Here is a 15,769-nt window from a genome sequence, read left to right as displayed (position 1 = left end):
TTTTGTGTATATATTGTTGTTATTGGCCGCTAAGTACTCTCGCAGGATCAATATTGCTGGCGCGACGCGCCGGATACCAACTTGCCAAAAGACTCAGCACTAATGCTGTCACCAGCACGTAAATCACATCCAGCCAGTGTAATTCCGAAGGCAGGAAGTCAATAAAATAGATATCGCCGGACAGGAACTGATGACCAATGAGCGCCTCGATCCCGTTAATGATTGGCGTCAGCTGCAGCGAGACAACCACCCCGATAACGACACCTATCAGACTACCGAACAGACCCGCCAGCAGACCGTACCAGACAAAAATGGCACGGATAAGGCCATCTTTAGCCCCGAGGGTTCTTAATACCGCAATATCGCCGCTTTTGTCTTTTACCGCCATCACTAACGTGGAAACGATATTAAAACAGGCCACGCCAATCACCAGCACCATCGCCAGATACATAATGGCGCGGATCATCTGGATATCGCGATACATATAACCGTAAGTACCGATCCAGCTCTTAATATAAACATAGTTATTGGTGACTTCACCCGCGTCTCGCACCAGTTTATTGGCGTTAAACACGTCATTAACTTTCAGCGCGATTCCGGATACGCTGGATCTCATATCCAGGTATTGCTGCGCATCTTGCATTGGGATCATGGCAAAGCTGTGATCGAGCTGACCGCTCAGTTGCAGGATCCCCGTAACGTGCAAACGCACGCGTTTAGGCTGCTGTAACTTGTGATCTGCGCTGGCGTTAGGGATCATAATCGACACCCAGTCGCCCTGCTTCACCTTCAGCGCGTCGGCAATCCCCTTACCAATAATGATTTGTTGCTCACCGGCTTTGAAATTATCCCAGGCGTGGTTTTGCACGAAGGATGGCAGCGCGCTTAAACGCTGCTCCTGTTTTGGGTCAACGCCCTTTACCTGCACCGCGCGTAGGTTCGCCCCACTCTCCACCAGCCCGGTAAAGTTGATATAAGGTGCCGCAGCGACAATGCCTGGTACCTTCTGTACCTTATCGAGTGCTTCCTGCCAGTTGTTCCACGGCTGATTTACGGCTTCAATCTCTCCGTGTGGAACGACGGCCAGAATACGGTTGTTCAGCTCACGCTCAAATCCGTTCATGGCGCTTAAACCGACGATCAACACCGCCACACCCAACGCGATACCCACAGTAGATATCACCGAAATTAACGAAACCATACCGCCGCGCCGCCGACCACGGCTAAAGCGCAGACCAATCAATAACGATAAAGGCGAAGCCATTACTCAGCTCCCATCAGGCTCAATTCAGCCGTCAGGCGACCATCGCGCATTTCAAGCTGGCGGCTCATTCGCTTCGCCAGTTGAAGATCGTGCGTCACCACCAGAAATGCCGTGCCCTGAGAGCGGTTCAACTCTCCCAGAAGCTCGAAAATGCTGTCCGCGTTACGCGCATCAAGGTTACCCGTTGGCTCATCTGCCAGTACCAGGCGCGGGTTATTCACCAACGCACGAGCGATAGCCACGCGCTGGCGTTCACCGCCAGACAGTTCAGACGGGCGATGGCTGGCACGATGGTCCAGCCCTACCGCTTTCAACATATCCCGTGCACGCTCGGTGATTTCAGCCGGTTTTTTCTTGCCGATCAGCAGCGGCATCGCCACGTTTTCCAGCGCGGTAAAGTCCGGTAGCAAATGGTGGAACTGGTAAATAAAGCCCAGCTTCTGATTACGCAGTTCTGCTTTTGCCGCCGACGAGAGCTTGCTCATTGGCTGACCGCTAAAAATGACGTCGCCGGAAGTTGGCGTATCCAGCCCGCCTAACAGATGCAGCAGCGTACTCTTACCGGAGCCGGAACTGCCGACAATCGCCATCATCTCACCTTCGCCAACGCAAAAACTGACATCGTGCAGTACATCGGTCTGCACAGTGCCTTCCTGATAGCGTTTGCACAGGTTGTCGCATTGCAACAGGATCTTATTCATAACGTAAAGCCTCAGCGGGTTGAGTGGCGGCAGCGCGCCAGGAAGGATAAAGCGTAGACAGCAGCGCGATGGCCATCGCCACCAGCGCAATGACGATAACCTGCAGCGGCTCGATGGCGACCGGCAGCGCAGCGCCATCCAGAAGCACGCCGATAATAGGCATCAGATTATTCAGTTGGCTGGCAAGCAATGCGCCCAGCACCGCGCCCAACAGCGCGCCAATAATCCCGGCACTGGCCCCCTGAACCATAAACACCATCATTATCTGCCGTGGCGTCAGCCCCTGCGTTTGTAGAATCGCCACTTCCCCTTGCTTCTCCATTACCATCAAACCCAGCGAGGTAATAATATTAAAAGCCGCCACCGCCACGATCAGGCTAAGCAGCAGCCCCATCATGTTCTTTTCCATGCGCACGGCCTGGAACAATTCTCCTTTGCGCTCGCGCCAATCCTGCCATTTGGTGCCTTGCGGCAGCGTTTGCTGGCTCAGCGTGTCAACCTTTAACGGCTCATTCAGCCACAGACGCCAGCCGGTGATATTACCCAGCGGGTAGCGCATCAGGCGTGAAGCATCCTGAATATTGGTTAGCATCTGGTAACCATCGACTTCACTGTTGGCGGCGAAGGTGCCAATCACCGTAAACAGACGCTGGCTCGGCAGACGCCCCATTGGCGTAAACTGGCTGGCCGAGGGCACCATCACGCGAATTTGATCGCCACGATTAACGCCCAACTGCCCGGCAAGCTGCTCTCCGAGGATGACATTATACTTACCCGGCTGCAGATCTGTTTGCTTCACATTGACCAGATACGGCGTTAACGGATCTTTTTGCGCCGGATCGATACCCAGCATCACGCCGACCGCCACGCTACGCGCGCTTTGCAGCACCACATCTCCCGTGGTTATGGGCGCGACGCGGTTGACGCCGTTCAACACCACCGCTTTTTCCGGCAGTTGTTGCGGGTTAAGGGAACCCTGTTCAGACGAGAGTACGGCCTGAGGCATCAGGCCAAGAATATTGTTTTGCAGCTCGCGCTCAAAACCGTTCATCACCGACAATACCGTGACCAGCGCCATTACCCCGAGAGTAATGCCAATGGTGGAGAGCCAGGAAACGAAGCGACCGAAGCGATCTGCTGCACGCCCACGCATATAACGCAGGCCGATGAATAGAGCGACAGGTTGGTACATGAAATCCGTCTGGTTGCTGTTAGCAAAGTCACGAGTATATAAGCGAAAGCGGAATGGGTAAATGACTGAACCGTAAGTGTTCGTCAGCACTATTCCTAAAAGGATAAACAAATCAATCCGCTAAAGTCGTCCCTCTGCCCTTCAGTCTGGGTCCCTGATCTTTATCTTAAAAAAACAAAATGCAGACAGTTACGCATTACAGCGCACAGCGGGTTGCGCAGGATGGCAGGCTATAGCAATCAATATGGATACGCCGTCTCAATGAGTAAAAAAGAACTATGGATTAATCAGATCAAAGGGTTATGTATTTGTCTGGTGGTGATTTACCACTCGGTAATCACGTTTTACCCGCACCTCACCACCTTTCAGCATCCGCTTTCAGAGATGCTGAGCAAATGCTGGATTTACCTCAATTTGTACATGGCGCCGTTTCGCATGCCGGTCTTTTTCTTTATTTCGGGATATCTGATCCGTCGCTACATCGATAGCGTCCCGTGGACAACCTGCGTGGATAAACGGATCTGGAGTATTGCCTGGGTGCTGGTGCTCTGGGGTGTTGTGCAATGGCTGGCGCTAGTGGCCCTCAATAACTGGTTGGCCCCCCAGCGCGATTTGAGCCATACCGCCAACGCCGCGTATGCCGGTTCGATCGCGGGTTTCACCCACGGGATGCTGACCGCCAGCACCAGCCTGTGGTATCTGTACGCACTGATTGTCTATTTTGTGCTGTGTAAAATTTTTAGCCGTTGGGCGGTGCCGCTGTTGGCGTTATTTGTGGTGCTGAGCGTGGCGATCAATTTTGTCCCAACGCCGTGGTGGGGGATCAACAGCGTGATTCGCAATCTGCCCTGGTACAGCCTCGGCGCATGGTTTGGCGCAACACTGATGGTGTGGATCAAGGAGGTCCCCCTGCGCCGCCATGCGGTCATTGTTCTGGTTAGCGCCATCGCCGCCGTCGTCGCGTGGCTGGCAAATGTCTCGCTATTGCTTTCCCTTCTTTCCATTGTGCTGATCATGAAACTGTTTTATCAGTTTGAACGCCGCTTTGGCATGCGCGCATCCAGTCCGCTAAGCGTGATTGGCGCCAATACCATCGCCATCTACACCACTCACCGTATTCTGGTTGAACTGTTCAGCTTAACGCTAATCCCCAAAATTAATCATGCCGTCTGGCCTGCATACGCGGAGCTGGCCCTGCTGCTGGTGTATCCGTTCGCCTGCCTGCTGCTGTGCGCCTTGTTTGGTCTGCTGGTGCGTAAAATTTCACAAAAAACCGTGGCCGACCTGCTCTTTTCTCCTCCCGCTTTATCGACCGCCTCGCGCTAACCCCAACGCGCTTTTTGCCCCCATTCGGGGGCGAATCAATTTGCTTATGAGAAACGATCACGGATAATAAAGAACATTGCTTATCAGATGTATATCTAAACGAGATCCTGACAACCGAATGCCTGAACAACATCGTTACACGCTCCCAGCGAAAGCAGGCGATCAGCGCCAGTTGGGTGAGCTTACCGGCGCGGCCTGCGCAACGCTGGTTGCCGAAATCGCCGAACATCACGCCGGTCCAGTGGTACTGATCGCGCCGGACATGCAAAATGCTTTACGTCTGCATGATGAAATTCGTCAGTTTACCGACCAGATGGTAATGAACCTGGCCGACTGGGAAACGCTTCCCTACGACAGCTTTTCTCCTCACCAGGAGATTATCTCCTCGCGTCTCTCCACGCTGTATCAGCTGCCTGCCATGCAGCGCGGCGTGCTGATCGTTCCGGTAAATACCCTGATGCAGCGTGTCTGTCCACACAGCTATCTGCACGGCCATGCGCTGGTCATGAAAAAAGGTCAGAGGCTTTCTCGCGACGCCCTGCGCGAACAGCTGGACAGCGCTGGCTATCGCCATGTTGATCAGGTTATGGAGCACGGCGAATACGCCACGCGCGGCGCGTTGTTGGATCTGTTCCCGATGGGCAGCGAGTTGCCTTATCGTCTGGATTTCTTTGATGACGAAATCGACAGTCTGCGTCTGTTTGATACCGACACCCAGCGCACGCTGGAAGAGGTCGATGCCATTAATTTGCTGCCTGCACACGAATTTCCGACGGACAAAACGGCCATCGAGCTGTTCCGTAGCCAGTGGCGCGATACCTTTGAGGTTAAACGTGACGCCGAACATATTTACCAGCAGGTCAGTAAAGGCACGCTACCTGCGGGAATTGAATACTGGCAGCCGCTGTTTTTCAGCGAACCGCTGCCGCCGCTGTTCAGCTACTTCCCCGCCAATACGTTATTGGTCAATACCGGCGATATCGAGACCAGCGCAGAACGCTTCCAGGCCGATACCCTGTCACGCTTTGAGAATCGCGGCGTTGATCCGATGCGTCCGCTCCTGCCACCGGAATCGCTGTGGCTACGCGTTGATGAGCTGTTTTCAGAACTTAAACGCTGGCCGCGTGTTCAACTGAAAACAGAGAGTCTGGCGAACAAAGCTGCGAATACCAACCTCGGGTTCCAGAAGCTACCGGATATCGCCGTTCAGGCGCAGCAAAAATCGCCGTTAGATGCGTTACGAAAATTCCTTGAAGGCTTCACCGGTCCGGTGATTTTCTCGGTGGAAAGTGAAGGCCGCCGGGAAGCGTTAGGCGAGTTACTCGCCCGCATCAAAGTCGCGCCGAAGCGGATATTGCGACTCGATGAAGCCGTAGACAACGGTCGTTATCTGATGATTGGCGCAGCCGAACACGGCTTCATCGATAGCAAACGCAATCTGGCGCTGATTTGTGAAAGCGATCTACTCGGAGAACGCGTAGCGCGCCGCCGCCAGGATTCTCGTCGTACCATCAACCCGGATACGTTAATACGTAACCTCGCGGAGCTGCATCCCGGTCAGCCAGTGGTACATCTGGAGCACGGCGTTGGCCGCTATGCCGGTATGACCACGCTGGAAGCGGGCGGCATCACCGGTGAATACCTGATGCTCACCTACGCCAACGACGCCAAATTGTACGTGCCGGTGTCGTCGCTGCATCTGATCAGCCGCTATGCCGGCGGCGCGGAAGAGAATGCGCCGCTGCATAAGCTTGGTGGCGATGCCTGGTCACGCGCCCGACAGAAGGCCGCTGAGAAGGTCCGCGACGTCGCGGCAGAACTGCTGGATATTTATGCCCAGCGTGCGGCGAAAGAAGGCTTTGCCTTTAAGCATGACCGTGAACAGTACCAGCTATTTTGCGACAGCTTCCCGTTTGAAACCACGCCTGACCAGGCACAGGCGATCAACGCAGTACTCAGCGACATGTGTCAACCACTGGCCATGGACCGCCTGGTGTGTGGCGATGTCGGCTTTGGTAAAACCGAAGTCGCGATGCGTGCCGCTTTCCTTGCCGTAGAGAACCACAAGCAGGTTGCCGTGCTGGTGCCGACCACCCTGCTCGCACAGCAGCACTTCGACAACTTCCGCGACCGCTTTGCCAACTGGCCGGTACGCATTGAGATGTTGTCCCGTTTCCGTAGCGCCAAAGAGCAAGCGCAGATTCTGGAGCAGGTTGCCGAGGGTAAAATCGATATTCTCATTGGCACCCACAAACTGCTGCAAGCGGACGTGAAGCTCAAAGATCTGGGTCTTCTGATTGTCGATGAAGAGCATCGTTTCGGCGTTCGCCACAAAGAGCGCATTAAAGCGATGCGCGCGGATGTCGATATTCTGACGCTGACGGCAACGCCAATTCCGCGTACGCTCAATATGGCAATGAGCGGCATGCGCGATCTGTCGATCATCGCCACACCGCCCGCCCGTCGTCTGGCGGTCAAAACCTTCGTGCGTGAGTACGACAACCTGGTGGTACGTGAAGCCATCCTGCGTGAAGTTTTGCGCGGGGGGCAAGTTTATTATCTGTTTAACGACGTCGAAAATATCCAGAAAACCGCAGACAGGCTGGCAGAACTGGTACCGGAAGCGCGTATTGGTATCGGCCACGGGCAAATGCGCGAGCGCGAACTGGAACGCGTGATGAACGATTTCCACCATCAGCGTTTTAACGTGCTGGTGTGTACCACCATTATCGAAACCGGGATCGACATTCCGACCGCTAATACGATCATCATTGAACGTGCCGATCACTTTGGTTTGGCGCAATTACACCAGTTGCGCGGTCGTGTGGGACGTTCTCACCATCAGGCGTACGCCTGGCTGCTGACGCCACATCCAAAAGCGATGACCACCGACGCGCAAAAGCGCCTGGAAGCCATCGCCTCGCTGGAAGATTTGGGCGCTGGCTTTGCGCTGGCGACACACGATCTCGAAATTCGCGGCGCCGGGGAACTGCTGGGTGAAGATCAGAGTGGTTCCATGGAAAGCATTGGCTTCTCGCTGTATATGGAACTGCTGGAAAACGCCGTTGATGCACTCAAAGAGGGGCGTGAGCCGTCGCTGGAAGATCTCACCAGCCAGCAAACCGAAGTCGAACTGCGTATGCCGTCACTGCTGCCCGATGACTACATTCCAGATGTCAACACGCGACTGTCGTTCTACAAGCGCATTGCCAGTGCCAAAGGCGAAAACGAGCTTGAAGAAATTAAGGTCGAGCTGATAGACCGTTTTGGTCTGCTGCCCGATCCGGCCCGCACGTTGCTGGATATCGCCCGTTTACGCCAGCAGGCGCAGAAACTGGGGATCAGAAAGCTCGAAGGGAATGAAAAAGGCGGTACGATTGAATTTGCCGAGAAAAACCACGTCAACCCGGTCTGGCTGATTGGTTTACTGCAAAAACAGCCGCAACACTTCCGTCTGGACGGTCCAACCCGGCTGAAATTTATGCAGGATCTGGGCGAGCGTAAAACGCGAATCGACTGGGTACGCCAGTTTATGCGTCAGCTTGAAGAAAACGCCGTAGCATAGTGAACAGACCGGGTGTGCACACCACTCACCCGGCCTGATGAATTTACAAACTCTTTGCACTTCCCTGCACTTCCCGACACAGCAAACCGCCATAATTCCTGTTTACTTTTACATAATAAAAACCACGTAAAAACAATGGATTTATGGTGATGTTAAACAATAAACAACTCTCTCGCTGGATAGCGTTTTTTACGCTTGCCGCGACCTTCGCGTTAGCACTCCCGGCTCAGGCAAACACCTGGCCGCTGCCGCCACCGGGAAGCCGCGTGGTAGGTCAGAATGCCGTACATGTTGTCGAAGACAATGGCGGTTCTCTGGAGGCGATTGCGAAAAAATACAATGTCGGCTTTTTAGCGCTGCTGCAGGCCAACCCTGGCGTTGACCCTTACGTCCCACGTCCGGGAAGCGTGCTGACTATCCCGTTACAAACTCTGCTGCCGGACGCTCCGCGCGAAGGCATTGTTATCAATCTCGCCGAACTGCGTCTTTATTATTACCAGCCGGGGACAAATTCGGTGACCGTGTATCCTATTGGTATTGGCCAGTTAGGCGGTGACACGTTAACGCCAACAATGGTAACCACCATCTCAGATAAACGTGCCAACCCCACCTGGACGCCTACGGCAAATATCCGCGCGCGATACAAAGCAAACGGGATCGACCTTCCTGCCGTTGTGCCTGCTGGTCCGGATAACCCAATGGGCCATCATGCGATTCGCTTAGCGGCATACGGCGGTGTATACCTGCTGCATGGAACCAATGCTGATTTTGGCATCGGAATGCGCGTCAGTTCCGGCTGTATTCGTCTGCGCGACGGTGATATCGAAACCTTGTTCCGTCAGGTGAAGCCAGGAACCAAGGTCAATATTATCAATACGCCGATCAAAGCGTCAGTTGAACCTAACGGCGTGCGTCTGGTGGAAGTACACCAGCCGCTGTCAGAAAAAATCAATGACGATCCGCAGTTGCTGCCAATCGTGCTGAACGCATCTATGCAGACGTTTAAAAATGCGGCGCAAACGGATCCTGCCGTCATGGAACATGCGATGGAGATTCGCTCAGGAATGCCGGTCGATGTAACTCGTCATCACGACGTTGCCCAACAACCGATGTAAGCTCTGCGCATAAAAAAAACCCCGCTGAATGTTATTCCGCGGGGGTTTTTTATTTAACTCGCAGTGGCATTGCGAAGGGTTAAATCTTATTTGTAGATAACGGCTGTACCGTGAAGGGTATTAGGACCGGTAACGGAAGTAATACGGAAAGACTTCGCTCCCATCTCATCCGCTTTCTGCGCCAGTTGATCTTCCAGAGAACCTAAGTTAGTCCCCGCATTCGCAGAAATAGTACCGACTTTCTCTTGACCCGCTGGGGTGGACTGAACTTCTACGGCAGCAAAGCTTGCAAATGACAGTGAGCTAAGAACAGCAGCGACGAACAGAGTTTTTACGTTTTTCATGATAGTGACCTTTAGCAGATGAATGTGTGCCGAAAAGATTAACTTAACGATCGATAGGTAAATCATAGATGTGATCCAGGTCACACGTCAACATTTTTTTATAATGATCGTTATATAAAATTTAAAGACCTTATTTTTCATACTAATAGCTATAAATTATTTTTATCGTTAATCCGCTGGAGTGTGCAGTTGAATATTTTTATAATGGTTATTCAATAAACCCAACAAAGGTACATCGGCACCATGACAACTGAAACGACAGGTTGTGCTAAAAAAAGCCGTGGCCGACCAAAAGTGTTCGACAGGGAAGCCGCGCTTGATAAGGCCATGACACTCTTCTGGCAGCACGGATATGAAGCGACCTCGCTCGCCGATCTCGTAGAAGCTACCGGCGCAAAAGCGCCCACGCTGTATGCGGAGTTCACTAATAAAGAAGGGTTGTTCCGTGCCGTGCTGGACCGCTACATCACCCGCTTTGCGGCGAAACACGAAGCCCAGCTGTTTTGTGAAGAAAAAAGCCTTCAGTCCGCACTGGAAGACTATTTCACCGCCATCGCGACCTGCTTTACCAGCAAGGACACTCCGGCGGGATGTTTCATGATTAACACTTCCGCGACGCTGGCAGCCTCTTCCCGCGACATTGCGCACACTGTGAAGTCACGCCATGCAATGCAGGAACAAACGCTTACCCAGTTCCTTCACCAGCGCCAGCAACGAGGCGAAATTCCGGCCCATTGCGACGTGCAAAAACTGGCCGAATACCTGAACTGTATTTTACAAGGTATGTCGATCAGCGCCCGTGAAGGTGCAACGTTTGAGAAACTGATGCAGATCGCACGTACAACCCTGCGACTGTGGCCTGAACTGATCAAAGTTTAACCTTTTCCCGTAATTCCCCCGCAGTACTGACACCACCGGGAGCTGATAAAGCCCCCGGTTGGAATTTCGTGCATTACCCCTACATTTTTCATTGTTTTCATCATCTTATACGATCATTTTTTGTAAAAGGTGTTGATAACGACAATTATTATCAGCAATATTCGCATTTGTTTTAACGCCTGTTTCACAATGTAACCATCGGTTTCTCAACCGCCATAACAAAAACAGACCGACTCTTTTTAAAAGGAATACAAATGCATAAGCGTCTCTGGGTGCTCAATCCTCTCCTTTTGTCTTTAACCCTCCCGGCCATTGCGGCTGAGGAAGATAATCTCATCGTCAGCGCCAACCGTAGCCAACGTACCGTGGCAGAAATGGCACAAACGACCTGGGTTATTGAAGGAAGTGAGATTGAACAACAGGTTCAGGGAGGTAAAGAGTTCAAGGATGTTCTTGCTCAATTAATCCCAGGAATCGATGTCAGTAGTCAGGGGCGCACAAACTATGGCATGAATATGCGCGGTCGCGCCATCGTCGTACTCATTGACGGCGTTCGTCTGAATTCCTCGCGAACCGACAGTCGTCAGCTTGACTCCATTGACCCGTTTAACATTGCGCACATTGAAGTTATCTCAGGCGCGACCTCACTTTATGGCGGCGGCAGTACCGGCGGATTAATCAACATCGTCACCAAAAAAGGCCAGCCGGAGCGTGAAGTAGAACTTGAACTGGGGAGTAAAAGCGGCTTCAACAATAGTAACGATCATGATGAACGCGTTGCCGCGGCGGTAAGCGGAGGAACCGATCGTGCTTCCGGGCGCATGTCCGTCGCATATCAACGGTTTGGCGGCTGGTATGACGGTAATCACGATGCCCTGCTGCTGGATAACACCCAAACCGGCCTGCAGCACTCCGATCGTCTGGATGTGATGGGCACCGGAACGATTGAACTTGACGACAACCGTCAGTTGCAACTGGTTACGCAGTATTATAAAAGTCAGGGGGATGACGATTACGGGCTGGATCTCGGCGAGAATATGTCCGCCGTGACCGGAACCGGTAAAGCTTATACCCGCAGCGGACTGAACTCCGATCGTATTCCCGGCACCGAACGCCATCTGATCAGTTTGCAATATTCAGATGCGGATTTCTTCGGCCAGAATCTGATCGGCCAAATCTATTACCGTGACGAATCGCTGAAATTCTACCCCTTCCCGACGCTAAGCAAAGGCAAGGTCACCAGCTTCTCCGCGTCACAGCAGGACACCGACCAGTTTGGTGCCAAAATTACCCTCAACAGCCAGTTAATGGATAACTGGGAGCTGACGTGGGGTATCGATGCCGATCACGAAACCTTCGATTCCAATCAGAAATTCTTCGATCTGGCCTGGTCCCTGCCCTCCGGCGGCATGGATAACCGCACCGCTTATACCACCGGGCGTTACCCCGGTTACAGCATCACCAATTTCGCGCCTTTCCTGCAAAACAGCTATGACATTAACGACATCTTTACCCTCAGCGGCGGCGTGCGCTATCAATGGACCGAAAACAGGGTTGATGATTTCGTCGGCTATGCTCAACAACAGGGAATCGCGACCGGGCTGGCGAACTCCGCCGACGCCATTCCGGGCGGCAAAACTGATTACGATAATTTCCTGTTCAACGCCGGGATCCTCGCCCATCTGACCGACCGTCAGCAAACGTGGTTTAACTTCTCTCAGGGCGTAGAGCTTCCGGACCCAGGAAAATATTACGGGAATGGCACCTATTCCCTGGTTGGCGATCATTACCAGCTCCAGCGCAGCGTCAACGTGGCGGATTCACGCCTGGAAGGAATTAAAGTTAACTCGTACGAACTGGGGTGGCGCTACACCGGCGATAGTTTGCGCACGCAACTGGCAGCTTACTATTCGACTTCGGATAAATCGATCGTTATCAACCGCAGCGATATGACTATTAACGTTCAGCCCGACGATCGCCGTATTTATGGCCTTGAAGGTGCGGTGGATTATTTCATTGCGGATACGGACTGGAGCCTGGGCGGCAACTTCAACGTCATTAAATCTGAAGTGAAGCAAAACGGTAAATGGCAGAAATGGGATGTCACACTGGCCTCACCGTCCAAGGCAACCGCATGGGTCGGTTGGGCGCCTGAACCGTGGACATTACGCGTACAGAGCCAGCAAACATTTGATCTGACCGACGCCAGCGGCAATAAGTTGGATGGCTATAACACTATGGACTTTATCGGCAGCTATCAGCTCCCGTTGGGTAAGCTGACCTTTAGCGTGGAGAACCTGCTGAATGAAGAGTACACCACGCTGTGGGGACAACGTGCGCCACTGCTGTATAGCCCAACCTACGGTAGCCCGTCACTGTATGAATACAAGGGCCGGGGCCGCACCTTTGGTCTGAACTACGCCTTAACCTTCTGATAAAAAAAGCCCCCCAGCCTGAGCGAATGGGGGGCTAATGTTCAGGATAATGCTATTTTACGCTTTGTTATTCAGTACCAACTGTCCGTTGTTATCCAACGGAATTTGCGCGCCGGGGTCCTTATCCATTCGGATTTTCCCCTGCTGATCGCCAATTTTGTACGTCACGTCGTAGCCCAGCATTTTTTCAGATTTGTCATACACCGTTTTACAGCGCTGCTGCGTGGTGGTGTACGTATCGTTTTCTTGCATCGAACCTTGAATCTGGTTACCGGCATAACCGCCGCCTAACGCACCCGCCACGGTGGCAATATCTTTACCGCGTCCGCCACCAAACTGATGGCCGATAACGCCGCCGGCAACGGCACCCAGTACAGAACCCGCGATACGGTTTTCATCTTGCACCGGCTTACGGTGCGTGACCGTCACGTTCCGGCACTCCTGACGCGGTGTTTTTACCGACTCTTTAATCGGGGTTGCAGAGACAACTTGTGCATACTGTGGGCCACGCTCGAAAACGTTCAGACTGGCCACCGCTGCAACACCCAGCGCAGCAGCTACGCCAATCCCTATACCCGCCAACATTGATTTATTCACGGGAGTTCCTCCTTTTTTGCTATTAGCAACAACTTTGCAACAGAAGGTAAGGAATGCCAATCAGATTACGGATGAAAATAGCGGAAGGCAGGGATAAAACGAAATGATTCAGAGAACTCTGAAGGCAGGCGTCGGATGCGTGAAATCGTCCGACGCCTGAGGTCAATATTAATGCAGTTTCAGACGCGGGCGAATCACCCGGTTAATACTGCCGACCAGCATCATCAGGCCGGTTTTGAAGTAACCATGCAGCGCAATCTGATGCATACGATACAGTGAAATGTAGACAAAGCGCGCAATACGCCCTTCCACCATCATCGAGCCACGGGTCAGATTGCCCATCAGGCTACCCACGGTAGAGAAGTTAGAGAGCGAGACCAGAGACCCATGATCTTTGTACTGATACGCTTTCAGCGGCTTGCCGTTCATCTGCGCCAGAATGTTGCTCATGGCGCAGCTTGCCATTTGGTGCGCAGCCTGAGCGCGCGGCGGCACAAAACCACCTTCCGGACGCGCGCAGGAGGCGCAGTCGCCAATCGCGTAGACGTCAGGATCGCGCGTGCTCTGCAGAGTTGGCTCAACCACCAGTTGGTTAATACGGTTCGTTTCCAGACCGCCAATGTCTTTCATAAAGTCTGGTGCTTTGATACCCGCCGCCCACACCATCAGGTCGGCTTTAATGTATTCGCCATCTTTGGTGTGCAATCCGCCTTCATCAGCACTGGTGACCATCGTCTGGGTCAGTACGCGTACGCCCAGTTTGGTTAATTCATTATGCGCAGCACCGGAAATACGTGGCGGCAACGCAGGCAGAATACGCTCACCTGCTTCGACCAGCGTAACGTTCAGCGCATCGTTGGTCAGCCCTTTGTAGCCATAGCTGTGCAACTGTTTTACCGCATTGTGCAGCTCGGCGGAGAGTTCAACCCCTGTCGCACCACCGCCCACAATGGCGATATTCACTTTGCCGTTAGCGCCCAGATTCGCGGAATACTTCAGGAACAGATTCAGCATCTCCTGGTGGAAACGACGCGCCTGATGTGGGTTATCCAGGAAAATGCAGTTTTCTTTGACGCCCGGCGTGTTGAAATCGTTGGACGTGCTGCCCAACGCCATCACCAGCGTGTCATACGGGACTTTACGCTCAGGAACCAGCAGATCGCCCTTCTCATCGCGCAGCTCGGCGAGAGTAATGGTTTTTGCTTCGCGATCGATATCCACCACCGAACCCAACTGGAACTGGAAGCCATGGTTACGGGCATGCGCCAGATAGCTCAGCGCATCCACACCTTCGTCGAGAGACCCTGTCGCTACTTCATGCAGTAACGGTTTCCATAAATGGCTGTGGTTCCTGTCCACCAGCGTGATTTTGGCCTTTTTCTTACGCCCCAGCTTTTTACCCAGTTGCGTCGCCATTTCCAGTCCGCCAGCACCGCCGCCGACAATAACGATCCTTTTCAATGGTGTAGTCAACGTGACCCCCTCAAATTTATTAACCAATTGTTAATTAAAAGTTATTAGCATAGCCTTTAATTAACAACAAGTTACGATAATGAAAATGTTCTTCGAGAGTGAGAATAACACGAACGGTGCATTGGTCATACCAAAATTGATGTGTATCAAGTTTTGATGCTGAAAAGATAGACAACCGGAACTTTAAGAACAAAAAAACCAGCCCGGCGGCTGTAATGCCAGTCAGTTAGCGCCTCAGTTTCAGAAAGCTTCAACCTGTACTGCCCGAGGTAAAGAACATGCTATCTCGGAGAAAGAGTTCCGTTCACCTCATGCTCATCATTTCTCTTAAGCACCGATTCCTGTGAACGTGTAAAGGGCGTTCTCCGCCACGCCCATTACAATCCCGGCTCCCGGCGGGAAAATTGTTGCTGCGCAATACCCTCCGCTTATTCCTCCAGGCTACCGGGCCGGGCGCGAGGAAGCGTCCTTGCAAAGCGCGCCCTGAGCCAGCATCCATGCTGGCTCTCCCGGCCTTACGGAAACACGCCGGCAATTTTCAGCCGGACCAGCCCACACCTGACCATCTGCGTTTTTTGTTTAAACAGCAAAAAAGATTTAACTGGAAGTCAGTGCGTTGAAGCGATGACCCCGGTCCGGCTGAAAATCGATGAGGCGTTGACGGCTGACCGGGTCTGCCCGCAGGGATGCGGGCAGAGGGGACGGCCTGCATGGACGCAGGCTCGACCCCGACCCAACAGGCAGACGGCATAAGACGAATAACTCGCGTAGCGACGATTTACCCGCCGGGAGCCTGGGTTGCAAGGGAGGCGGCGGTGAGCCTCCCTTGCACGTTCACAGGAATCGGTGCTTCAGAGAAATGACACCGCTGAGGTGAA

11 protein-coding genes are annotated in these 15,769 nt (G+C 53.0%); 5 read left to right on the top strand and 6 right to left on the bottom strand.

From position 1 onward, the window contains the following. Positions 1 to 19 precede the first annotated feature (19 nt). Genes lolE through lolC form a run of 3 tightly spaced genes read right to left on the bottom strand, consistent with a single transcriptional unit; the run spans position 20 to position 3,157 of the window. Positions 20 to 1,264, bottom strand: coding sequence for a lipoprotein-releasing ABC transporter permease subunit LolE (gene lolE / locus E1B03_RS10820; protein WP_133086180.1), 1,245 nt, complete (start codon positions 1,262 to 1,264; stop codon positions 20 to 22). Continuing rightward, positions 1,264 to 1,965: a lipoprotein-releasing ABC transporter ATP-binding protein LolD gene (lolD, locus tag E1B03_RS10815; RefSeq protein ID WP_003832278.1), complete on the bottom strand. Its 702-nt coding sequence runs from the start codon at positions 1,963 to 1,965 to the stop codon at positions 1,264 to 1,266. The genes lolE and lolD overlap by 1 nt, the downstream gene beginning before the upstream one ends. Next, positions 1,958 to 3,157, bottom strand: a complete 1,200-nt coding sequence (gene lolC, locus E1B03_RS10810) for a lipoprotein-releasing ABC transporter permease subunit LolC (RefSeq protein ID WP_103771403.1) — start codon at positions 3,155 to 3,157, stop codon at positions 1,958 to 1,960. Before lolC ends, lolD begins: the two co-directional genes overlap by 8 nt. Positions 3,158 to 3,418: 261 nt before the next feature. Here lolC and E1B03_RS10805 point away from each other — a divergent pair, with 261 nt between their 5' ends. From E1B03_RS10805 to ldtC, 3 genes are all read left to right on the top strand, one after another. Continuing rightward, positions 3,419 to 4,483: an acyltransferase family protein gene (locus E1B03_RS10805; RefSeq protein ID WP_133086179.1), complete on the top strand. Its 1,065-nt coding sequence runs from the start codon at positions 3,419 to 3,421 to the stop codon at positions 4,481 to 4,483. Between the two features lie 118 nt (positions 4,484 to 4,601). Beyond that, positions 4,602 to 8,048: a transcription-repair coupling factor gene (gene mfd, locus E1B03_RS10800; RefSeq protein ID WP_103771405.1), complete on the top strand. Its 3,447-nt coding sequence runs from the start codon at positions 4,602 to 4,604 to the stop codon at positions 8,046 to 8,048. 149 nt (positions 8,049 to 8,197) lie between these two features. Next, complete coding sequence (gene ldtC / locus E1B03_RS10795; protein ID WP_103771406.1) at positions 8,198 to 9,163, top strand: L,D-transpeptidase LdtC; 966 nt, start codon at positions 8,198 to 8,200, stop codon at positions 9,161 to 9,163. Between the two features lie 86 nt (positions 9,164 to 9,249). On the opposite strand, the gene bhsA is transcribed toward ldtC, so the two are convergent. Beyond that, positions 9,250 to 9,507: a multiple stress resistance protein BhsA gene (bhsA, locus tag E1B03_RS10790; RefSeq protein WP_003030810.1), complete on the bottom strand. Its 258-nt coding sequence runs from the start codon at positions 9,505 to 9,507 to the stop codon at positions 9,250 to 9,252. A gap of 243 nt (positions 9,508 to 9,750) precedes the next feature. Between bhsA and comR the strand changes: the two genes are divergently transcribed. Then, the gene (gene comR, locus E1B03_RS10785) at positions 9,751 to 10,386 is read left to right on the top strand and encodes a TetR family copper-responsive transcriptional repressor ComR (RefSeq protein WP_103771407.1); all 636 of its coding nucleotides are present in this window, start codon (positions 9,751 to 9,753) and stop codon (positions 10,384 to 10,386) included. A 254-nt stretch (positions 10,387 to 10,640) separates the two neighbouring features. Beyond that, a complete protein-coding gene (locus E1B03_RS10780; RefSeq protein ID WP_133086178.1) occupies positions 10,641 to 12,821 on the top strand; it encodes a TonB-dependent siderophore receptor in 2,181 nt (726 codons plus the stop codon). A 57-nt stretch (positions 12,822 to 12,878) separates the two neighbouring features. Here the strand turns inward: E1B03_RS10780 and E1B03_RS10775 are convergent, their stop codons facing one another. Further along, the gene (locus E1B03_RS10775; protein WP_003030814.1) at positions 12,879 to 13,418 is read right to left on the bottom strand and encodes a glycine zipper 2TM domain-containing protein; all 540 of its coding nucleotides are present in this window, start codon (positions 13,416 to 13,418) and stop codon (positions 12,879 to 12,881) included. 168 nt (positions 13,419 to 13,586) lie between these two features. After that, positions 13,587 to 14,891, bottom strand: coding sequence for an NADH-quinone dehydrogenase (gene ndh, locus E1B03_RS10770; RefSeq protein ID WP_103771409.1), 1,305 nt, complete (start codon positions 14,889 to 14,891; stop codon positions 13,587 to 13,589). Positions 14,892 to 15,769: the final 878 nt, after the last annotated feature.

Origin of the sequence: Citrobacter arsenatis (assembly GCF_004353845.1) — a bacterium.
GTDB lineage: Bacteria > Pseudomonadota > Gammaproteobacteria > Enterobacterales > Enterobacteriaceae > Citrobacter > Citrobacter arsenatis.
This window is presented reverse-complemented; position numbering and strand designations above follow the sequence as displayed.

Coding starts and splice junctions, on each gene's coding strand:
- lolE (WP_133086180.1), bottom strand. CDS start 1,264: ATGGCTTCGCCTTTATCGTTATTGATTGGTCTGCGCTTTAGCCGTGGT.
- lolD (WP_003832278.1), bottom strand. CDS start 1,965: ATGAATAAGATCCTGTTGCAATGCGACAACCTGTGCAAACGCTATCAG.
- lolC (WP_103771403.1), bottom strand. CDS start 3,157: ATGTACCAACCTGTCGCTCTATTCATCGGCCTGCGTTATATGCGTGGG.
- E1B03_RS10805 (WP_133086179.1), top strand. CDS start 3,419: ATGAGTAAAAAAGAACTATGGATTAATCAGATCAAAGGGTTATGTATT.
- mfd (WP_103771405.1), top strand. CDS start 4,602: ATGCCTGAACAACATCGTTACACGCTCCCAGCGAAAGCAGGCGATCAG.
- ldtC (WP_103771406.1), top strand. CDS start 8,198: ATGTTAAACAATAAACAACTCTCTCGCTGGATAGCGTTTTTTACGCTT.
- bhsA (WP_003030810.1), bottom strand. CDS start 9,507: ATGAAAAACGTAAAAACTCTGTTCGTCGCTGCTGTTCTTAGCTCACTG.
- comR (WP_103771407.1), top strand. CDS start 9,751: ATGACAACTGAAACGACAGGTTGTGCTAAAAAAAGCCGTGGCCGACCA.
- E1B03_RS10780 (WP_133086178.1), top strand. CDS start 10,641: ATGCATAAGCGTCTCTGGGTGCTCAATCCTCTCCTTTTGTCTTTAACC.